Source organism: Mycoplana sp. 10N416 (assembly GCF_056394765.1).
Map to the genome: position 1 here is coordinate 196,422 of NZ_JBFTIM010000002.1, position 20,327 is coordinate 216,748.

15 protein-coding genes are annotated in these 20,327 nt (G+C 64.2%); 6 read left to right on the plus strand and 9 right to left on the minus strand.

The features are described from left to right. Positions 1-61 precede the first annotated feature (61 nt). Complete coding sequence (locus tag AC1DDS_RS05250; RefSeq protein ID WP_477477916.1) at positions 62-1,624, minus strand: alkaline phosphatase D family protein; 1,563 nt, start codon at positions 1,622-1,624, stop codon at positions 62-64. 130 nt (positions 1,625-1,754) lie between these two features. Next, a complete protein-coding gene (locus AC1DDS_RS05255; RefSeq protein ID WP_477477917.1) occupies positions 1,755-3,818 on the minus strand; it encodes a M3 family metallopeptidase in 2,064 nt (687 codons plus the stop codon). A gap of 395 nt (positions 3,819-4,213) precedes the next feature. Between AC1DDS_RS05255 and AC1DDS_RS05260 the strand changes: the two genes are divergently transcribed. Continuing rightward, complete coding sequence (locus tag AC1DDS_RS05260; RefSeq protein ID WP_310413237.1) at positions 4,214-5,299, plus strand: DUF475 domain-containing protein; 1,086 nt, start codon at positions 4,214-4,216, stop codon at positions 5,297-5,299. A gap of 129 nt (positions 5,300-5,428) precedes the next feature. Here the strand turns inward: AC1DDS_RS05260 and AC1DDS_RS05265 are convergent, their stop codons facing one another. Both AC1DDS_RS05265 and AC1DDS_RS05270 read right to left on the minus strand, forming a co-directional pair. After that, positions 5,429-8,476 carry a calcium-binding protein gene (locus tag AC1DDS_RS05265; RefSeq protein WP_477477918.1) on the minus strand — a complete coding sequence of 1,016 codons (3,048 nt, stop codon included), beginning with the start codon at positions 8,474-8,476 and terminating at the stop codon, positions 5,429-5,431. Positions 8,477-9,130: 654 nt separating this feature from the next. After that, positions 9,131-10,645 (minus strand): acetyl-CoA hydrolase/transferase family protein, encoded by a 1,515-nt coding sequence (locus tag AC1DDS_RS05270; protein ID WP_477477919.1) that lies wholly within the window; start codon positions 10,643-10,645, stop codon positions 9,131-9,133. 189 nt (positions 10,646-10,834) lie between these two features. Between AC1DDS_RS05270 and AC1DDS_RS05275 the strand changes: the two genes are divergently transcribed. The 5 genes from AC1DDS_RS05275 to AC1DDS_RS05295 all read left to right on the plus strand — a co-directional run bounded on the left by AC1DDS_RS05275 (position 10,835) and on the right by AC1DDS_RS05295 (position 14,684). Further along, positions 10,835-11,635: an ABC transporter permease gene (locus AC1DDS_RS05275; RefSeq protein WP_477477920.1), complete on the plus strand. Its 801-nt coding sequence runs from the start codon at positions 10,835-10,837 to the stop codon at positions 11,633-11,635. Next, entirely contained in the window at positions 11,628-12,446 is an 819-nt protein-coding gene (locus AC1DDS_RS05280) for an ABC transporter ATP-binding protein (protein ID WP_477477921.1), read from the plus strand. The genes AC1DDS_RS05275 and AC1DDS_RS05280 overlap by 8 nt, the downstream gene beginning before the upstream one ends. Beyond that, the gene (locus tag AC1DDS_RS05285; protein ID WP_477477922.1) at positions 12,385-13,338 is read left to right on the plus strand and encodes an ABC transporter substrate-binding protein; all 954 of its coding nucleotides are present in this window, start codon (positions 12,385-12,387) and stop codon (positions 13,336-13,338) included. The genes AC1DDS_RS05280 and AC1DDS_RS05285 overlap by 62 nt, the downstream gene beginning before the upstream one ends. A gap of 66 nt (positions 13,339-13,404) precedes the next feature. Continuing rightward, positions 13,405-14,418: an MsnO8 family LLM class oxidoreductase gene (locus tag AC1DDS_RS05290; protein ID WP_477477923.1), complete on the plus strand. Its 1,014-nt coding sequence runs from the start codon at positions 13,405-13,407 to the stop codon at positions 14,416-14,418. Between the two features lie 104 nt (positions 14,419-14,522). Further along, entirely contained in the window at positions 14,523-14,684 is a 162-nt protein-coding gene (locus tag AC1DDS_RS05295) for a hypothetical protein (RefSeq protein ID WP_477477924.1), read from the plus strand. 47 nt (positions 14,685-14,731) lie between these two features. On the opposite strand, the gene AC1DDS_RS05300 is transcribed toward AC1DDS_RS05295, so the two are convergent. The 5 genes from AC1DDS_RS05300 to lpdA all read right to left on the minus strand — a co-directional run bounded on the left by AC1DDS_RS05300 (position 14,732) and on the right by lpdA (position 20,324). Next, the gene (locus AC1DDS_RS05300; RefSeq protein WP_477477925.1) at positions 14,732-16,030 is read right to left on the minus strand and encodes an amidase; all 1,299 of its coding nucleotides are present in this window, start codon (positions 16,028-16,030) and stop codon (positions 14,732-14,734) included. 104 nt (positions 16,031-16,134) lie between these two features. Continuing rightward, complete coding sequence (locus AC1DDS_RS05305; RefSeq protein WP_477477926.1) at positions 16,135-16,920, minus strand: enoyl-CoA hydratase; 786 nt, start codon at positions 16,918-16,920, stop codon at positions 16,135-16,137. 17 nt (positions 16,921-16,937) lie between these two features. Further along, complete coding sequence (mmsB, locus tag AC1DDS_RS05310; protein WP_477477927.1) at positions 16,938-17,834, minus strand: 3-hydroxyisobutyrate dehydrogenase; 897 nt, start codon at positions 17,832-17,834, stop codon at positions 16,938-16,940. Beyond that, positions 17,831-18,949, minus strand: a complete 1,119-nt coding sequence (locus tag AC1DDS_RS05315) for an enoyl-CoA hydratase/isomerase family protein (protein ID WP_477477928.1) — start codon at positions 18,947-18,949, stop codon at positions 17,831-17,833. The genes mmsB and AC1DDS_RS05315 overlap by 4 nt, the downstream gene beginning before the upstream one ends. Then, a complete protein-coding gene (lpdA, locus tag AC1DDS_RS05320) occupies positions 18,933-20,324 on the minus strand; it encodes a dihydrolipoyl dehydrogenase (RefSeq protein WP_477477929.1) in 1,392 nt (463 codons plus the stop codon). Before lpdA ends, AC1DDS_RS05315 begins: the two co-directional genes overlap by 17 nt. Positions 20,325-20,327: the final 3 nt, after the last annotated feature.

Here is a 20,327-nt window from a genome sequence, read left to right on the forward strand (position 1 = left end):
AAAGGGGCAGCCCGACACTGCGTTTCGCTGATCGCGTGAAAAATTGGCCGTTGTACGGCTCTCATGAGATCACCGCAGGATCGAGCGTGGTGCTCCAGAGTTCGCGGTCGTCGCGATCCATCAGCCGCACCGTCATCTGCTCGCTGGTACCGTCGATATCGACCAGCCCGAAGAACTGCAAGCCGGCCGACGGCGGCAGATTACTGTCGGCCCCACCGCCCGACGCCTTGATGAACCGAACCTCCGGCCCGAAGGTCATGTCGAGCGGGTGGGGTCCGTAGGTGCCCGAATGCAGCGGCCCTGAGACGAACTCCCAGAAGGGATCGAATTCCTTAAACCTGGCGCGGTCCGGGTCGTAGTGATGCGCGGCGGTATAGTGCACATCGGCCGTCAGCCAGACGACATTGCGGATGGCGTTGTCGCGCATGAAGGTGAGCAGGTCGGCGATTTCGCACTCACGCGCCGCCGGCGGGCCGTTCAGCCCGTCCGCCACGCCCTCGTAGCCGAGCTTGTTGCCATAGTCGTCCCAGATGACGACGCCGAGCGGCATGTCACAGGCGATCACCTTCCAGGTGGCCCTGGAGGCGAGCAGTTCACGCCGCAGCCAGTCCGCCTGCCGCCAGCCGAACAGGCCGTTGTCTGTGCTGCCGCGGTTGGCGGTGCGATAGGAGCGCAGGTCGACGAAGAACACGTCGAGCAGCGGGCCGTAGGCGATTTTGCGGAAGATGCGCCCCGGCTCGGTCGGCACGTAGCGGATCGGCGTCATCTCCTGGAACGCCCGCATGGCGCGCTCGGCATAGACGGCGATGTCCTTTTCCGGATAGCGCGGATCGTCGCGCAGGTCCGTCGAGGCCGACCAGTTGTTCAGCACCTCGTGGTCGTCCCACTGGAAGAAGGTCGGCACCTGCGCATTGAAGTTCAGCACGTGCCGATCGAGCATGTTGTATTTCCACTGACCGCGGTATTCGTCGAGCGTCCGCGCGACCTGGCGTTTTTCGTCGGTGACGATGCGGTTCTTCCAGACCGTGCCGTCCCGCAACGGAATCTCGTCGGGGATCGGCCCGTCCGCATAGATCGTATCGCCGGAGTGGATTAGAAAATCCGGCTCGTGCAGGAGCATGGTCGAATAGGTCTTCATTCCGACCTCGTCGATGCCCCAGCCTTGCCCGGCCGTGTCGCCCGACCAGGCGAAGCGGACCGAGCGGCGGCGCAGCGGCGCGGTGCGGAACCGGCCGACGACCGGCTCGGAGACCAGATGGCTGGAATAGGGGTCAGCCGCCGTCAGCCGAAAGAAGATGTCCTGGTCCGGAAGCAACTCGGTCAGCAGGTGCTTGGCGGCGCAATCCGTCTCGCGTCCCGCCTTCAGCACCGGGCCGCGCATCGGATTGATGAAGCTCTCGGTGGTCGAGTATTCGACCGCGATCTCGACCGGCCGGTCGGCCCGGGTCCAGATCATGCCCGACGAGGTGTCGACGTCCCCGGACTGCACCCCGTGCGTGAAGACGGGGCTGCCGTGCCGGCGCGCATAGTGGGGAACGGCCAGCGCCGAAGACGCGGCAAGACCGGTTGCACCGGCCGTCAGGAGAAACGAACGCCTTGTCAGGACATCGGAAACGATCGTCATGCACCCCCGCGGCAGCCACGCGAATCGGAAATTAACTCGCGAAAGCGACCATCGGGGGATCGCATGTCAGTGTCGTAACGGATCAATGGCATACGGGCGACAGTTCGGTGAACGTCTTGTGACGACAGTCTTACGCTGACAGCCCCTTCTTCTCCAACATGGCATCGATCGAAGGCAGCTTGCCGCGGAAGCCCTTGTAGGCGTCTTCCGGATCGACGGCGCCACCGATCGAGTAGATGTTCGCCTTCAGCTTCGCCGCCATGCCGGGATCGAAGGCGTCGCCCGTTTCGGTGAAGGCGGCGAAGGCGTCGGCGTCCAGCACCTCCGACCACATGTACGAATAGTAGCCGGCCGAATAGCCGTCGCCGGAAAAGACGTGCTGGAAGTGCGGCGTGGCATGGCGCATGACGATCGAGGCCGGCATGCGGAGCTTGTCCAGCACTTCGGCCTGCACCGCCAACGGGTCCTCGACCGTGCCTTGCGTGTGAAACGCCATGTCGACCAGCGCGGAGGAGGTGAATTCGACGGTGTTGAAGCCGGCATTGAAGGTGCGCGCGGCCAAAACCTTGTCGAGCAGTGCCTGCGGCATCGGCTCGCCAGTCTCGTAGTGCACGGCATAGGTCTTGAGGATTTCGGGAACGGTCAGCCAGTGCTCGTAGAGCTGCGAGGGCAGTTCGACGAAATCGCGCGACACGCCGGTGCCCGACACCGACGGATAGGTGACGTCGGACAGCATGCCGTGCAGGGCGTGGCCGAACTCATGGAAGAGCGTGCGGGCATCGTCGAGCGACAGCAGCGCCGGCTTGCCTTCCGCGGGCTTGGCGAAATTGCAGACGTTGTAGACGATCGGGATCTCTCCCAACGAACCGTTCGCCAGCGGCAGCTTGTGCTGGCTCTGGTAGGCGCTCATCCACGCCCCGGAACGCTTTGAGGAGCGGGCGAAATAATCGCCGAGGAACATCGCGACGAGTTTGCCCTGCCGGTCGCGGATCTCGAACACGCGCACGTCGGGGTGATAGACCGGAACGCCCTGAAGCGGCACGGCATGGGTGCCAAAGAGCCGTCCGGCGACATCGAAGCAGGCCTCGATGATCTTTTCGAGCTGCAGATACGGTTTCAGTTCGGCTTCAGAAAAATCGAATTTTTCCGCCCGCAGCTTCTCGGCGTAGTAGCGCCAGTCCCAGGGCAGGACCGGATGGTTGCCGCCCTCCGCGGCGATCAGGCGCGCAAGATCCGCTTCTTCTTCGCCGGCACGGGCGACGGCCTTCTCCCAGACTTGCGCCAGGAGGCCACTCACGGCCTCGGAGGTCTTGGCCATCGTGTTGTCGAGCTTCAGCGCCGCGTAGTTCTCGTAGCCGAGCAACGCAGCCTTCTCGGCGCGCAGCGCCAACGTTTCGCGCACGATCTCGCGGTTGTCCGTCGCCCCGCCGTTCATGCCGCGAGCGGTCCAGGCATGGAAGGCTTGCTCGCGCAGGTCGCGACGGCTGGAAAAGGTCAGGAACGGCTCGATGATCGAGCGCGACAGGGTGACGGCGAACTTGCCCGCCTCGTCCCGGTCGCGCGCAGCCGCCGCCATCGCGTCCGTCAGGAACTCGGGCAGACCGGCAAGCTCTTCTTTGTCCGAGAGAAACAGCGCCCAGTCCTTCTCGTCCGCCAGGACGTTCTGGCCGAACTGCGCGCCGAGCCCCGCAAGCCGCTCGTTAATCGCGGAAAGACGTTCCTGTTCGGGCTTTGCCAGCTTCGCACCGGACTTCACGAACCCCTTCCAATGTCGCTCCAGCACCCGGGCCTGCTCGACCGTCAACCCCAGCGCGTCGCGCCCTTCCCACAGCGTGTCGATACGGGCGAAGAGCTCGGCATTGTTGCCGATCTTCGAATAATGACGCGCCATCTTCGGCGCGATCTCGCGTTCGAGCGCCTGGATGGTCTCGTTCGTGTTTGCGCCGGCGCGGCTCCAGAACAGCGCCGAAATGCGTGACAGCGCATCCCCGGCGATTTCCAGGGCGACGACGGTATTGTCGAAGCTCGGGGCCCCGGGATTGCCGGCTATCGCCTCGATCTCCGCCTCGTGCGACGCCAGCGCCACATCGAAAGCCTCGGCGAACGCATCGTCGGAAACGAGATCGAAGCGCGGCAGGCCGTTGATCCCGCTCCATTCGACGAGAGCAGGGCTGATTGTCTTGGGTTCGCTCATGAAAGGTCCTCGTGGCGGCAAATAGTATGGTGGAGCGAATATAGGAGGAGAAAGCGGGCTTGTGTACGCCGCTCCGCGATTTCATTCGATTTGCGGCCGATCGTCTCGCACCAGTGCGCAAGTGGCGAAACTTCTTGACGAAGCACACGACATCAGGGAAAACGACTGATGTTGCGGCCCCGGACATCCCGCCGCAGCAGAAACTATGGTGCCGGGCCCCTCTGGCGAGAGTTTTACGGCGCTCTCGTGATGTCGGTACCGCCAGCAATTGAGCCGGCGGATCAGAGAAAAATGAAAATCCTGACCATGCCTGACGCGCATGCCCTTTTCGGCACGCGCAATTCGTTTCCCTATCCCCTGAACAAGCCGATCACGTGCGAAAGCGAGGTGCTGGCATGACCACCCCCTCTCAGCCGCAATCCGCAATCGGTTACTTCAAGTGGGCCTTCATCGTCACCGCCCTTGGTCTTCTGCTGGGTGCGTGGCTTGGTTGGCAGAGCACCGGCACGATCGGTGGAATGGCAACCGTCTTCTTCATCTGCACCGTGCTTGCGGTGCTGGAAATCTCGCTGTCCTTCGACAACGCCATCGTCAACGCCAACAAGCTGAAGGACATGACGCCGGTCTGGCAGCACCGGTTCCTCACCTGGGGTATCGTGATCGCCGTCTTCGGCATGCGTATCGTCTTCCCGCTGCTGATCGTCGTGATCGCCGCCAAGATCGGCCCGATCGAGGCCATCGTCCTCGCTGCGAAGCAGCCGGGCGAATATGCGCGCATCATGAACGATGCCCACCTGCCGATCGCAGCCTTTGGCGGCACCTTCCTGATGATGGTCGGTCTCACCTACTTCTTCGACCAGGAGAAGGACGTGCACTGGATCGCCTTCATCGAGAAGCACATGGCCCGCTACGCGACGATCAAGGGCATCGAGATCGCCTTCGTGCTGGTCCTGATCCTGGTCTTCTCCAACTTCCTCGAAGGCGATGCGGCGCATACCTTCGTCTATGCGGCGATCTACGGTCTTCTGACCTTCCTTGCGGTGGAAGTCGTCGGCGGCCTGCTGGACGCCTCGCAGCAGACGATGAGCGCCGCCGCCAAGGGTGGTCTCGGCGCCTTCATCTACCTCGAGGTGCTGGACGCGAGCTTCTCGTTCGACGGCGTGATCGGCGCCTTCGCGCTGACGCAGAACCTCTTCGTCATCGCCATCGGCCTCGGCATCGGTGCAATGTACGTGCGCTCGATGACAATCATGCTGGTCGACAAAGGCACGCTCGCCGAATACCGCTATCTGGAGCACGGCGCCTTCTATGCGATCCTGATCCTGTCGGTGATCATGTACTGCCAGACGCTGGTGCACATTCCGGAGGTCATCACCGGACTGGGCGGAGCCGCCCTGATCGGCATCTCGCTCTGGTCCTCGATCCGCTACAACCGCCGGGAACAGGCGGAGGCGGAAGGCCAGACCGTCGAGAATGTCTGACCGATCCGGCGGCGCTCCGGCGCCGCTGGCCCATACCGATGTTTTCCATTCCGGTATGAAGTGATTCGAGATGCGTGAGCCACCCCGAGGCGGGGTGGCTCGTGGGCCATTGACTGTCCCGATGAGAGATCAGAGGAAGCTAAAGTCGTCGACCGAAAGCTTCGTGACGCCCTTCAGCGTTGCGACCAGTTCGAGGTCGGCGTCGGTGCCCTTGCCATCGGCATCGAACCAGAGGCGACCATTGTCCGTCTCGAACAGGAAGGTGCCCTTGGAACTGGTGGCCACCGGGTCCGCACCGGTCACGAGGGTGACGGTCTTGTCCGCGGCAGCGATGCCGTAGGCGCTCTTGCTGATGACCAGCTTGTCCTGGCCGCGGGTGAAGTCGGTGATGACATCCCCTTCGCCGTCGCGCCCGGCCATGTCGAAGATGAACTGGTCCTTTCCGGATCCGCCTGTCAGCCAGTCGTCGCCTGCACCACCGATCAGCTTGTCGTTGCCGCCTCGACCGTCGAGCACGTCGTCCGAGCCGTTTCCGTAGAAGATGTTGTCGGTTGCGTCGCCACGGATCGCGTCGTCCTTGGCGCTGCCCTGGACGATCTCGATGTTCTTGACGGTCAGGCCGAGAGCGGAGCCCTTGTTGGTGGCCTGGTTCTGCAGGTCGAGGACGATCGAGGTCTGCCCCTGCTTGAAGGCGAGCGTGTCGATACCGGCGCCGCCGTCGAACACGTCCGTTCCGGTGAAGTCGGTACGGGTCAGCTTGTCGTTGTCGGCATCGCCGAACAGCTTGTCGTTGCCGGCCCCATCCTCGAGCCGGTCTGCACCGGCGCCGCCACGCAGGGTGTCATTACCGGCATAGCCCTTCAGCCAGTCGGCCAGCGCGCCGCCGGTCACGGTATCCTTGCCCTTGCTGCCGTCGTAGTCGAGCGCCTCGAACCCCTTGAAGGTCGTGGTCGCGTCCGCCTTTACGGTCCCGGTCGAGAAGGCGAAGGTGATGTCCTTCGTCTGCTCGCTCATCAGCAGATGAAGCGTGTCGGTGCCCGCGCCGCCGTCCGCTGTGTCGCCCGCACCGGCATAGACGTGGTCGTTGCCGGCGTCGCCGTAGATCCTGTCCTTGCCGCCGGTCTTGCCGGCACCGTCGCCGTAGAGGGTGTCATTGCCGTCGCCACCACGGAGCGTGTCGTTGCCTGCATCGCCGGAGAGCTTGTCGTTGCCACCGAGCCCCGACAAGGTGTCGTCGCCGTTTCGGCCGGACAGGGTGTCGGAAAGTCCGCCGCCGGTGAACACGTCCTTGCCGCTGCCGCCACCGAGAGAGACCCGCTCGATGCTTTTGACCGTTACCGGTGCGTTTGAAACGGTGACAGAGGGGGCGACCTTGAAGGTGATGCCGCTGGTGTACTTGGCGAAGTCGATCGCGGCGAAGTCGGTGCCTGCACCGCCATCGAGCGAGAGCTTCCCGGTGGAGGCGTCTCGCTTGAACGAGTCGTTGCCGTCGCCGAGTTTCACCGTGTAGTTGGCAGTCGATTTTGCGCCATCACGGACCCAGACACTGTCGTTTCCGGTCCCCGCATCGATGGTGTTTGTGCCGCCCGCATCGCGGATGGTGTCGTTGCCGCCGCCGGCGGTGATCTTGTCGCTGCCTTCGCCGCCGTCGAGTTCATCGTTGTAGGCGGTGCCGAGCAGCGTGTCATTGCCGGCATGGCCGAAGAACTTAACGCTCTTGGCGCCGCCGACCGACTTGACCACGTCATTTCCGGAACCAAACTCGACCTTGTAGTGCTCGAAGTTCTTCAGCGACGTGCCATCGGTGAGGGAGGCCGTGGTGCCGCTGACCGAAAACGTCTGGCTGGCCGTCAGCGAGCGGCGATCGACCGTGACGCGGTCGGTCTGCGCACCGCCATCGGCCTTGTCGGCGCCGCCGTCGCCCAGAAAGACGTAGTCGTTGCCGTCACCACCAAAAACCGTGTCCTTGCCAGTGCCGGCGCGCAGATCGTCGTTACCGCTGCCGCCGTTGATCACGTCGTCGCCGGCACCCGAATCGACGATGTCGTTGCCGCTGCCGGTCGTGATTTTGTTGGCACCGGCTCCGGTCGCGTAGATGCTGTAGTGTTCGATGCCGGAGAAGGTCGTTCCGCCGGCAAGCGTGTTGACCTGGGTCGGCAGCTTGGCCGTGAAGTTGCCGGTGAACTTCTGGATCACCAGGCGATCGCTGCCGCTGCTGTCGGTGATGGTGTCCTTACCGTCGCCGAAGGCAAAGACGTAGGTGTCGTTGCCGGCGCCACCATTGACGGTGTCATCGCCCAACCCGCCGGTCAGTGTGTCGTTACCGGCGCCACCCGACAGGGTGTCGTTCCCGGCGCCGCCGTCGATATAGTCGTTGCCGTCGTCGCCGTTGATGAGATCGTTGCCATCATCGCCTGCGAGGAAGTCGCTGTCGTCGCCGCCGTAGAGTTTGTCGTCGCCTTCACCGCCGGCAAGGTAATCGGCGCCTTTGTCGCCATAGAGCGTGTCCTTGCCCTCGTCACCCATCAGGCTGTCGGCGCCATAACCGCCGTAGAGCGTGTCGTCGTCTTCGCCACCCAGCAGCATGTCCATCCCGCGGCCGCCCCTGAGCACGTCGTTGCCGGCGCCGCCCATGAACATGTCGCTGTAGTTGCCGCCGGTGATCTTGTCGGCGAATTCGGTGCCGATGATCTGGAAACTCTCGACCATCCGCACCGTAGCCGTGCTGCTGGCCAATGACGGCAAGTAGCCGGGAAGCGTCTGGTCATTGATCCAGTCGCCCACCGTGAAGTTAAGTGCGCGATCGAAATTGGTGTAGTCGACCATCAAGGTGTCGATGCCCGAGCCGCCGTCGATGACGTCGCCACCAAAATCGCCTGGCGTGCCGACCATGAGCATGTCCTTGCCGGACCCACCATTGAGCTTGTCGGCGCCCTCGCCGCCCGTCAACACATCGTCGCCGCTGTCGCCGTTCAGCGTGTCGTCGCCCTCGCCGCCCGTGAGAACGTCGTTCTGGAACGAACCGTTGAGCAGGTCGTTGCCGTCGCCGCCATCGATCATGTCCGATCCCATGCCGCCGTCGGCGATATCGTCGCCGCCCATCAGCACGATCATCTCGTCCTCGAGGTCACTGCCTTTGATATTGTTGGCTCCGTTGTCGCCATAAACCACTTTCATGTGCTTCTCCTGTAACCGTTCTTCGAATTTGAGTTTCGCGTTACGCGCCGCAGCCTTTGCGGATGCGAATGATGCGGTCTTGCGGCCCCTGCCCGGCGCGCTGCCGATCCGTGCATTCGGTCGGTTTGTTGCCAGCAGCCTGAGCCCATTCTTCACCATGCCCCGGACGAGGCCCGGTTCTCGGTAGGCGCGAAATGCGCCACCTTGAGTCGCCATATTGTTGAAAAAAGTGGTTCTCCCTGTTCCAGCGGGAACTGACAAAGCTGGAAGCAGGAGCGGAGGGCCCGCTATTTGCGCGCCGCGTGCCAAGGGACAGCAAAAGCCGTACCCTCGCGCATCAGGTGGGTGCGTAAGAGGCTTCGGCGCCGCGGTTGCGGTCACCTATCGAGGCAGGTCGCTGTGACAGTCCCGCTTCGGCGGCTGGTGGTCTGGGGCGAGAGGTCGGTCCATCGGGCAACGTCTACGTGCCCTGATCACATCACCATCCACGGGCCTTCCTAGCGCGCATCTCTGCGGACACGATGGCTCGGCGCGCGGACGACGAGAGCAGCCGTGCCGATCGCCCGGCATGGGTTCGCCCGCGGAGGTGATGAACGTGGCGCCGCCATTTGTCGGCGGCCCGATCTATTTTTGCGCTTAAGGCCGCAGCCTTCGTCAGGCGAGCATCGACCCGGTCTCGACAAAGCGCTGGTGCCAGGACAGCGCCTCGTTCAGCAGCGATGGCGACTGCATGCCGTAGGAGCCGCGCAGGGCCCGCCGGAAATAGTCGTCGAGCGCCGGGCGATAGGTCGGATGGGCGCAATTGTCGATGATCAACCGCGCCCGCTGCTTGGGCGACAGGCCGCGCAGATCGGCAAGACCCTGTTCGGTGACGAGCACCTGGACATCCTGGTTGATGTGATCGACGTGGCTGGCCTGCGGAACGATAGCCGAGATCTTGCCACCCTTGGCGGTCGACGGCGTCATGACGATCGAGACATAGGCGTTGCGCGCGAAATCGCCCGAGCCGCCGATGCCGTTCTGGATCCGCGAACCCATGATGTGGGTGGAGTTGACGTTGCCGTAGATGTCGGCCTCGATCAGGCCGTTCATGGCAACGCAGCCGAGCCGTCGGATCAGTTCCGGGTGATTGCTGATCTCCTGCGGGCGCAGGATCATCTTGTCGCGATAGCGCGCCATGTCGGAATTGAGGCGGGCGGCCGCTTCCGGGCTCAGCGAGAAGGCCGTGGCCGATGCCATCCTGAGCTTGCCGGCGTCGAGCAGGTCAAGCATGCCGTCCTGGATCACTTCGGTGAACGCGGTCATGTTCTCGAACGGGCTGTCGACGAGGCCGGTCAGCACGGCATTGGCGATGTTGCCGACCCCGGACTGGATCGGCAACAGCGAGGCCGGCAGCCGCCCCTTCGCCACCTCGTGGCGGAAGAACTCCAGCAGATGCCCGGCAATGGCGCGGGCGGTCTCATCCGGCGGCGTGAAGGGCAGGTTTCGGTCCGGCGCGTCGGTCTCGACGATCGCGACGATCTTGTCCGGATCGCAGCGGAAGGAGGTCTCGCCGATGCGGTCGTCCGCATGCACGAGCGGGATCGGGACGCGGTGCGGCGGCAGCGCGGTGCCGTAGTAGATGTCGTGCATGCCGTCGAGCTCGGCGCTCTGCCAGCGGTTGAGCTCGAGAATGACCTTACCGGCACGGTCGAGCCAGGTCTTGTTGTTGCCGACCGAGGAGGACGGAATCAGCGAACCGTCCGGGCGAATGCCGGAGACCTCGATGATGGCCGTGTCCAGCGGGCCGAGGAAGCCCTGCCAGGCCATCGGTGCGACCTGGCTGAGATGCATGTCGAAGTATTCCATCTCGCCGCGATTGATCTTCTCGCGGGCGATCGGATCGGAATTGTACGGCAGGCGAAACTCGATGCCGTCCGCCTTGGCGAGCGCCCCGTCAAGTTCTGGTCCCGTCGAAGCGCCCGTCCAGACGCGCAGGCGGAAGGGATTGCCTGCGGCATGTTCGGCTTCTATTCGGGCGGCCAGCGCCAGCGGCACCGTTTTCGGATAGCCGGAGCCGGTAAAGCCACTCATACCGACGGTCGTGCCGGATTCGATCAACGCTGCCGCGTCTTCGGCGCTCATCACCTTCGAGCGCAACTTCTCATGGCCAAGCCGTGACTGGTTCATTCGTCGCTTCCCGTTCTCTACCGATGCCGGCCCGCGCTCTTGTCGACCGACAGGGGCCCAGGCTCGGCTGCATTGCAGTAGCGACTGTCCTAAATGCGACAGAGGGCATTCGGCAAGCCAAGTTTGCTCGCGGCCTTAATTTAAAATATGACTTGAATAATCATGTTTATGTTTTTATACGGCGGGAAATTGATCCCTGTCAGCCTTTCGTCATTCATGCTTGCTCCCCGCCATCTCCACGCGATCGCCGCTTTCGCCACAGTTCTGGGCCTGTGGTGGACAGCGAGCCGGTTCGGCTGGATCGGGGCGTTCCTCCTGCCGCCTCCCGGCAAAGTCCTGATTACGCTTGCCGAATTGGCGCAGTCGGGCGAACTCGTCCGCCACACGCTGGTCAGCCTTCAGCGGGTCGGATTGGGCTATCTGCTGGCAGTCGTGCTGGCTGTTTTGATTGCGGTGGGTTTTTCGAGGAGTGAGACCGCTCGCCAACTGGTCGATCCGCTGCTGGAGTTTCTTCGGCAAATTCCTCCGCTGGCGCTGATGCCGCTGCTGATGCTCTGGCTTGGAATCGGGGAGGCGCAAAAAGTGAGCATCATCGTTCTTGCCTGCTTCTTTCCCATCTTTCTCGGCATGCGCGGCGGCATCGCCCAGGTCGATCCGAAGCTGATCGAAGTCGGTAAGGTCTGCGGCCTCTCCGACAGAGAGATCCTGTGGCGGATCGTCCTGCCGTCCTCACTGCCATCGATCGTCGTCGGGCTGCGGATCGGGCTCGGCTACAGCTGGCGTGCGCTGGTCGGTGCGGAGCTGATCGCATCCTCGGCCGGGCTTGGCTATCTGATCGTGGATGCCGAGAACCTGGCGCGCACGGACATCGTGCTCGCCGGCATTTTCGTGATCGGCGCGATCGGGATCCTCGCCGACCAGCTTTTGAAGAGGGGCATCGTCCGGGTCGCACCGTGGCTCGCAACCAACCTCGAGGCCGCCCGTGCTTAAGTTGCGCAATATCAGCCGCAGTTATCGCGTCGGTGAACGCGAGGTCGTGGCCCTACGCGACATCAGCGTCACGCTACAGGCCGGGAGCTTCACCACGGTCGTGGGGCGGAGCGGCTGCGGCAAGACCACACTGCTGCGGATCCTGGCCGGCCTGACCGAGCCCAGTGACGGCACGCTTGAGCATCACGCGGAAGGCGGTTTCAAAGTCGGCGTCGTCTTCCAGGACGCGCGGCTGATGCCCTGGCTCAACGTCTTCGACAACGTCGCCTTCGGCCTTAGAGGGCGTCTCGGTCGCCACGAAATCGAAAATCGGTGCCTGGCGGTGCTGGAACTCGTCGGGCTAGCTAATTTCCGGGCTGCCCTTCCGGCGCAGTTGTCCGGCGGCATGGCGCAACGCGTGGCGATCGCCCGCGCCCTCGTCATGGAGCCAGACCTGCTTTTGCTCGACGAGCCGTTCGCCGCGCTCGACGCCTTTACCCGGCGCACGATGCAGGCCGAGCTTATCAACATCTGGCAGGAAAGGCGCCCAACGGTCGTCTTCGTCACGCACGACGTGGAGGAGGCCGTGCTGCTCGGGCAGTCCGTCCTCGAACTCGATCAGGGGCATCTGGTCGGGCGCGACCTGATCGATGTTGCCTATCCCCGCGATCCGACCGATCCGGCCATATCGCTCTGTCGCCGACGAATTCTGGAGCGCCTGCTCGCGCCGAAGGCGACCGCATCCAACACCCACAAGACAGGAGACATTCATGAAGTTTCTCACCGGCCTGGCGCTCGCCCTTTCGCTGGCGACCCCGGCGTTTGCCGCTGACAAGCCCGCGACCGTCCGCATCACTTACGTCTCGGCACCGTTCAACGTGCCGTCGATCGTGATGCGCGAGAAGGGGTTCCTCGACGAGGCCTTTGCGGCACATGGAATCAAGGTCGAGAGCCCGGAGATCACCTCGGGTGCGCAGCAAACCCAGGCCATCGCCGCCGGCGAAATCGACATCGCCAGCGTTCTCGGCGGCACCTCGGCGATCCTCGCGAAAGCCAACGGCGTCGACCTGAAGGTGGTTGCCGCCTACGCGCGGTCACCGAAGGCATATTACCTGATGACCCGTGCCGACGGGCCTGCGACCCTTGCCGACCTCAAGGGCAAGAAGATCGCCGGTCCGAAGGGAACCGTGCTGAACCAGCTTCTCGCCGCAGCACTCGCCTCGCAGAAGCTGACGCTGGCCGATGTCGAATACATCAACATGGATCTGCCGACGGCCCGCGCAGCCCTCCTTTCGGGCCAAGTCGATGTCGCGACACTTGCTGGCAACAACGCGGTCATGGTCGAGCAAGCCGGCGGCAAGGCGTTGGTAGACGGCGAGGGTCTCATCAAGCCGACCACCGTCATCGGCGCGCGCAGCGCTTTTCTGGAGGAGCATCCCGACCTCGTGAAGGCCTATTTTGATGCGCACCGCAAGGCGCTTGCGTTCATCGCCGCCAACCCGCAGGAAGCGCTCGAGATCGCGGCCAAGGAGCAGAAGATCTCGGTCGAGGAAGCAGCCAAGCAAATGCCGCTCTATGACTTCACCCCGGTGATGACCGATGACGATATCGCCAACCTCACGGCCGATCAGACCTTCATGATCGATAGCGGCATGTTGCCGAAGGACAGCGCCATCGACATCAAGGCTGATCTGGTCGCCCCGTCGGCCTTCGAGATCAAGTAAGCGAAGCCAAGCGTTGCCGGCATTGCCAGATCGCGATGCGGGCACCATGATTTCAGGACATTCGAAATGAAGCTCTCGATCCTCGATCCGGTGCAGATTCCCGTCGGCCAGACCTCGGGCGAGGCGATGCGCGGATCGATCGCACTCGCGCAAGCAGCTGAGCGGCTGGGGTATCACCGCTACTGGCTTGTGGAACATCACGACGTGCCGTACGAAGCCAACCCGGCACCGGAGGTGCTTGCAACAGCGCTCGCCTGCGCCACGACGACGATCCGGATCGGCGTCGGCGGACTGCTTCTCAACCACTACAGCCCGTACAAGTCGGCCGAGGCGATCCGCACCCTCGGGGTGCTTTTTCCCGGCCGCATCGACGTCGGCATCGGTCGCGCCACCGCCGGGGTGACGGCCGACACGGCGCTGAAGCGCCATCGCGATGTCGAGACACCGGACGACCACGACAGCCAGACGGAGGAATTCGTCTGCTGGCTCGGCAATGACCTGCCGCCATCCTCTCCCTTCAACGGGATCGGCATCATGCCGGACGAGGCAGCGGGGCCGCTTCCCTGGGTTCTGGCGGCAACGGAAGGGAGCGCCCGGCGCGCAGCCCGGCTGGGCCTGCCAATGGCCTGCAGCGCCTTTCATGTTCCCGAGAATGCACCGGCGACGTGGAAAGCCTATCACGAAAATTTCCAGCCCTCCCGCTTTGCCGCCGGCGTCGATGCACCCACCTCTCTGCTTGCCATCCGCCTGATCGTCGGCGAGACACAGGAGGAAGCCGAGCGTCTTGCCATGCCGATGCGTACCGCCTTCAAGCTGCGGCGCAAGAACAACATCATGCTGACGGAAATGCCGACGCCGGAGGAGGCGATCGCGATCATGGGCGAAGTGCTGCCGGCAGAAGATACCGACTGGCCGGCCTACGTGATCGGCACGCCGGAGCGAGTGAAGGCCGTTGTCGAGCGCATGGCCCGCGACACCGGCGCCACCGAGATCATGGTGCAGGACGTATTGCACGACGCCGCCCTGCGCCATCGCAACTACGAGCTTCTTGCCCGGACTTTCGGCCTGACGCCACCATAATACCAATTCGGCCGTGCCCGCGGGCTCACGCAAGGTCAGCGCAAGCCATGCATCCTACCTGTCGCCGTCAAGCATATGAATTGCGGCGACGAAAGGACGACATGATGTCGATGGACGGAAGCCATGACGGCGATGTGAGCAACGAAACGGTTGCCCTGCTTCTCGAAGGCGGTGGCGGCGAAGCGCTGACCGATCTTCTGGTCAGCGCGCTGCGGGACGCGTTCGGCTTCCTCGCCGAGGAGCTTCCGCTCGAGACCTGGCACTGAACGGTCGGGCCGGCCCTGCCCGACGGCAGCGGCGGCCCCGGAGATTCCTACTTGCGGATCAACGCTTCCACGGAAGCGGCAATCTGCAAAAGCATCTTGTCGGTGCCGTTGCGGCCGAACAGCATGAGGCCGGCGGCGTGCGCTAGCCCTGGCATCGGCAAGGTGATCGCCGTCAGGTCGAACTGATTGGCGACCTGGTTGTTTCGCAAAAGGAGGTCCTCGATCTGGCGGTAGGTTTCCTCGTCGGACGAAACCGAGGCGATGGTGGCCGCGAAGATCGGCGACGTCGGCAGCACCAGTGCGTCGAACGGCGAAAGCCGCGCGTCCATCGCGCGCGCAAGATCTTTGCGTGTCTCCAGTAAGGCGGCGAGATCGGCGTCGGAAACGAGCCGGCGCCGGCGCAGTGTTGTCGTGACCCGCACATCGACCGGGGCCTGCTCGTCGTCCAGCCAGTCGGCGTGAATGCGGCTTGCCTCGATGCCGGCGATCGATCCGATCCGGGTCGCCTCCGCAAGGGCTGCGAGAAGGTCGTCGATGGAACAGTCAACCAGTTCGACGCCGGCTTCTGCGAGGCGTGCGAGATTGGCATCGAACGCGGCCGCGATCGCCGGGTCCGTGTCCTCGAACAAGCGCCCACGCGGAACACCGAATTTCAGCCCGGCAAGCGGCTTTGCGACAAGCGGTTCCGGCGTCTCGCCGGCCATGATTGCATCGGCGAGGGCGCAATCGGCGACGGAAGCTGCGAGCGGTCCGACCGAATCGAGGCTGGGCGCCAGGGGAAAGGCCCCTTCAAGCGGAATCCTCGACGCTGTCGGCTTGAACCCGACCAGGCCGTTCAACGCCGCCGGGATGCGGATCGAACCGCCGGTGTCCGAGCCGATCGCGATGTCGCAGGTGCCCTCGGCGGCCGAAACCGCAGCTCCCGACGAAGACCCACCGGGCACGAGGCTTTCGTCGGTGGCGTTGCCCGGCACCGGATAGTGGGGATTGAGCCCGACCGCAGTGAAGGCGAATTCGGTCATGTGCGTCTTGCCGATGATGACGGCTCCGGCCTCGCGCAGCCGGCGAACGATCGGCGCATCGACCGCCGCGGGCGGGCTGGATCGGCGTATAATGGATCCGGCAAGCGTCGGCTCGCCGGCCACGTCGAAAAGGTCCTTGATCGAGACGATGCGGCCGTCAAGCGGGCCGATCGTTTTGCCTTCGCGCAGGCGGGCATCGGCCGCGTCGGCTTCGGCGCGCGCCGTCTGCGGATAGAGCCCCACAAAGGCACGTTCCGTGTCCTTGCGCGCTTCGAGGCGGGAAAGAATTTCTTCTAGTCGGGTTCTGATCGGATTTTGAGACAAGTGCGGCCTGCTGGAATCAAGAAATGAAACTGTGTGGTTTCATAGCAGACGAACCAGACAAATCCATCTGCAGGTTCTTGCAGGTGCAGACCGCGACCAGTTCTCTACTCTCCCCTGAACTGCGGGGTGCGCTTCTCGACGAAGGCGGCCATGCCTTCCTTCTGGTCGGCGGTGGCAAAGAGCGCGTGGAACAGCCGCCGCTCGAACAGGATGCCCTCGCGCAAGCCGCCTTCAAGCGCCCGGTCTACTGCTTCGCGTGCGGCAGTGGTTGCGGCTTTTCCGTAGCCGGCTATCGTTTCCGCAGCCTTCAGCGCTTCTTCCATCAGCCGGTCGGCGGGAATGACGCGGGCGACGAGGCCGCAGCGCTCGGCTTCGGTGGCATCCATCATCCGGCCGGTGAGGATCAGGTCCATCGCCTTGGCCTTGCCGACGAGCTTCGTCAGGCGCTGCGAGCCGCCCATGCCGGGAATGACGCCGAGCTTGATCTCCGGCTGGCCGAACATCGCGGTGTCGGCGGCGAAGATCATGTCGCACATCATCGCCAGTTCACAGCCGCCGCCGAGCGCGTAGCCGGAAACGGCGGCGATCTTCGGCGTGCGGAGAGCGGCGAACCGGTCCCAGGCGGCGAAGAAGTCGTCGTTGTACATTTCCGAAAACGACTTTTCGGCCATTTCCTTGATGTCGGCACCGGCGGCAAAGGCCTTCTCCGAGCCGCGAATGACAAAGCAGCCAACGCCGGGATCGCGGTCCAGCGGCGCCAGTTCGTTGCCCATGGCGAGCATGACCTCGGCGTTCAGCGCGTTGCGGGCCGCCGGCCGGTTCAGCGTGACGATGACGACGCGGCCCTGCCGCTCAACGATGATCGGTTGTTCCACCGGAGCTTCTCCCATGCTGTTTCCGTGATGCGCTACTCGGCGCTCGTCCCCGATTTATCTCGTAACATGTTGATGATGCCAGAGAAATCCTTCGTTCCGAACCCCTCGTCGGCAAACAGCTGGTAAAGCCGCGTCGCCTTTGCCCCGAGCGGCGTCATGGCACCGGTCTCCTCCGAGGCCGCCTGCGACAGTTTCAGGTCCTTCAGCATCAGGTCCGCCGCGAAGCCAGGTTCGTATTCACGATTGGCAGGCGAGCCCGGCACCGGCCCGGGGACCGGGCAATAGGTGGTCAGCGACCAGCACTGGCCCGAGGAGACGGAGGCGACGTCGAACAACGCCTGATGCGACAGGCCGAGCCGTTCGCCAAGGACAAAAGCCTCGCCGACCGCAATCATGCTGATGCCAAGGATCATGTTGTTGCAGACCTTCGCCGCCTGGCCGGCGGCCGCCTCGCCGCAATGGATGATTTTCTTGCCCATCGCCTCGAAAACAGGCTTGGCGCCGGCGAAAACCGCGGCATCGCCACCGACCATGAAGGTCAGTGTTCCGGCCGCAGCACCGCCCGTCCCACCCGAGACGGGTGCGTCGAGCGCCGGGCAGCCATGGGCCCGCGCCAGCGCGTGGGCCTTGCGGGCACTGTCGATATCGATCGTCGAGCAGTCGATGAGAAGCGTGCCCGAAGGAACCACCGCGACCAGCTCCTGCCAGACCGAAAGCACGTGCTTGCCGGCCGGCAGCATGGTGATGACGGTATCGGCGCTGACCACCGCCTCGGCGACCGAAGAAACGATCGTGACCCCGTTTTGCCGGGCAAGCTCCAGCGACGGTGCGGCGAGGTCGAAGCCCTGAATTTGGTAACCGGCCCTGACCAGGTTCGCCGCCATGGGGCCGCCCATGTGCCCGAGGCCGATGAAAGCGATTGCAGTCATGTGCGTTCTCCTTTCCTGGTCGTGGCGGCAAAAAGGGGTTCGGCGGCCCGCTGAAAGAAGGCGGCGACGTCGGCCTCGCTCACGTCTGCAATCCGCGCCGGGCGCCATTGCGGATTGCGGTCCTTGTCGATGACGGCTGCGCGGACACCCTCGAAGAAGTCATGGCCGTGCAGTAAGACGGCCGTTGCGGCGAACTCCCGCTCCAGGCACGCTTCCAGCGATGGCGCACTCCGACCGAGGCGCAGGAGCCGCAGCGTGACCTTCAGGCTCAGCGGAGACTTGGTCTTCAGGTCCGTAAGCGTCTTCTCAGCAAATGGTGTCCCCTCACCCTCGAGGGCCTGGAAGATCGCCTCCACCGTGTCGAAGGTGAAAACCCGGTCGATGGTTTCGCGATGCGATCCCACACCTGCCGGTGGCGGTGTTTCCGTGAATGCGCCGACGGTGGCCGAGACGTCGGCATACGTCGCAGTCGTTGGCAGCTGCGACAGCGCCGCGACCAATGCCGGAATACGGTTCGAGGGGACATAGACGTCCGCCAGGCCGAAGGCGATCACGTCGCCGGCCGCCAATTGCGCACCGGTAAGCGCCGCATAGGTGCCGAGTTCGCCTTCCTGCCGCGTAAGGAACCACGAGGCGCCGACATCCGGAAAGAAGCCGATACCGGCCTCGGGCATGGCAAGCTTTGTGCGTTCGGTGACGATGCGGTGGCTGCCATAGACCGACACGCCGACGCCGCCCCCCATGACGATCCCGTCCATGATCGCGACATAGGGCTTCGAATGCCGGGCGATGCGGGCATTCATGCGATATTCCTCGCGCCAGAACATCGTCGGCTCATCCGAGCCGGCCTTGCCGCTGTCGTAGATCATGCGGATGTCGCCGCCGGCGCAGAGGCCGCGCTCGCCTTCGCCGGTGATCAGCACCGCGGCGACTCTCGGATCGCCCTCGAACGTGTCGAGGGCGGCCTCGATATCGCGCACCATCGCCAGCGTCAGGCTGTTCAGCGCTTTCGGTCTGTTGAGCCGGATCCGGCCGGTCGATCCGATCCGTTCGATGAGCGTGTGTTGCTCGCCTGCCGTGCCCATCGGCGATGCGGGTTCAGATGTGGAGGGCATGGCCGAGCGCCTTCAATGCGGCTTCCTGCAAACCTTCGCTGCGGGTTGGATGGGCGTGGATGGTGCCGGCGATGTCTTCCAGCCGCGCCCCCATCTCGAGCGCCAGCGAAAACGCACTGGAGAGCTCCGACACACCGGCGCCGACCGCCTGCAAGCCGACCACCAGGTTCGTATCCGCCCGCGCCACCGCCCGCACAAAGCCGTCCTCCTGTTGGGTGGTCATGGCGCGGCCGTTGGCGTTGAAGGGGAATTGCCCGATGCGGACCTCATAGCCCTGCGCCCGCGCTTCCTCCGGCGACAGGCCGGCGGTGACGATCTCGGGATCGGTGAAGCAGACGGCGGGAATGGCGCGCTTGTCCCAGACGCGCTTGCGGCCGGCGACGATCTCGGCGACCATTTCGCCCTGCGCCATGGCGCGGTGGGCCAGCATCGGCTCGCCGGTGACGTCGCCGATCGCATAGACGCCGCGCATCGAGGTGCGGCAGCGTTCGTCGATGCGGATGAAGCGGTCGGAGCGATCGAGGTCGAGCTCTTCCAGGCCCCAGCCGTCGGTGCGGGGCTTGCGGCCGACGGTGACGAGCACCTTGTCGGCGGCAAGGCGCTTTTCCTCGCCGGAGGCTGTCTCGACGACCAGCACCTCGTTGGAGAGCCCCTTTGCCTTGGCGCCGGTCAGCACGCGCACGCCGAGTTCGGACAGCCGTTTCGCGACCGGCTTGACGAGTTCGGCGTCATACTGCGGCAGGATTTGTTGTGTCGCCTCGACGACCGTGACCTCCGAGCCCATCTTGGCAAAGGCGGTGCCGAGCTCCAGGCCGATATAGCCGCCGCCCACCACGACCAGCATCTTCGGAACGGTAGGCAGCGATAGCGCCTCCGTCGACGAGATCACCGGACCGCCGAAAGGCAGCACCGGCAGTTCGACCGGTTCGGAGCCGGTGGCGATCACCACCGTCTCGGCGCGGATCAGCTGGGTTCCGGTCTCCGTCTCGACCTCGACCGTCTTGCCGTCGCGGAAGTGCGCTCGTCCGTGCACGATCTTGACCTTGGCCTTGCGCAGCAGCCCGAGGACGCCGGCGTTGAGCCGGCCGACGATGCCGTCCTTCCAGCGAACCGTCTGGGCGAGATCGAGCCTCGGCGCCTCGACGCTAATGCCGAGTCCGTTCGTGGCGCCTGCCATGTGGCGGACCTTGTCGAACTCTTCCGCCGCATGGATCAGCGCCTTGGAGGGGATGCAGCCGATGTTGAGGCAGGTGCCGCCGGCCTTGGTGGATTCGACGATCACGGTGTCGACGCCGAGCTGGCCGGCGCGGATGGCGCAGACATAGCCGCCGGGGCCGGCGCCGATGACGAGGAGCTTGCAGACGATCTCTTTCATGCG

Bases quoted from the DNA above. Each gene is read 5' to 3' on its own strand.
- AC1DDS_RS05295 (WP_477477924.1), top strand. From the start codon at position 14,523: ATGTCGATGGACGGAAGCCATGACGGCGATGTGAGCAACGAAACGGTT.
- AC1DDS_RS05290 (WP_477477923.1), top strand. From the start codon at position 13,405: ATGAAGCTCTCGATCCTCGATCCGGTGCAGATTCCCGTCGGCCAGACC.
- AC1DDS_RS05285 (WP_477477922.1), top strand. From the start codon at position 12,385: ATGAAGTTTCTCACCGGCCTGGCGCTCGCCCTTTCGCTGGCGACCCCG.
- AC1DDS_RS05250 (WP_477477916.1), bottom strand. From the start codon at position 1,624: ATGACGATCGTTTCCGATGTCCTGACAAGGCGTTCGTTTCTCCTGACG.
- mmsB (WP_477477927.1), bottom strand. From the start codon at position 17,834: ATGACTGCAATCGCTTTCATCGGCCTCGGGCACATGGGCGGCCCCATG.
- lpdA (WP_477477929.1), bottom strand. From the start codon at position 20,324: ATGAAAGAGATCGTCTGCAAGCTCCTCGTCATCGGCGCCGGCCCCGGC.
- AC1DDS_RS05255 (WP_477477917.1), bottom strand. From the start codon at position 3,818: ATGAGCGAACCCAAGACAATCAGCCCTGCTCTCGTCGAATGGAGCGGG.
- AC1DDS_RS05265 (WP_477477918.1), bottom strand. From the start codon at position 8,476: ATGAAAGTGGTTTATGGCGACAACGGAGCCAACAATATCAAAGGCAGT.
- AC1DDS_RS05315 (WP_477477928.1), bottom strand. From the start codon at position 18,949: ATGCCCTCCACATCTGAACCCGCATCGCCGATGGGCACGGCAGGCGAG.
- AC1DDS_RS05305 (WP_477477926.1), bottom strand. From the start codon at position 16,920: ATGGGAGAAGCTCCGGTGGAACAACCGATCATCGTTGAGCGGCAGGGC.
- AC1DDS_RS05270 (WP_477477919.1), bottom strand. From the start codon at position 10,645: ATGAACCAGTCACGGCTTGGCCATGAGAAGTTGCGCTCGAAGGTGATG.
- AC1DDS_RS05260 (WP_310413237.1), top strand. From the start codon at position 4,214: ATGACCACCCCCTCTCAGCCGCAATCCGCAATCGGTTACTTCAAGTGG.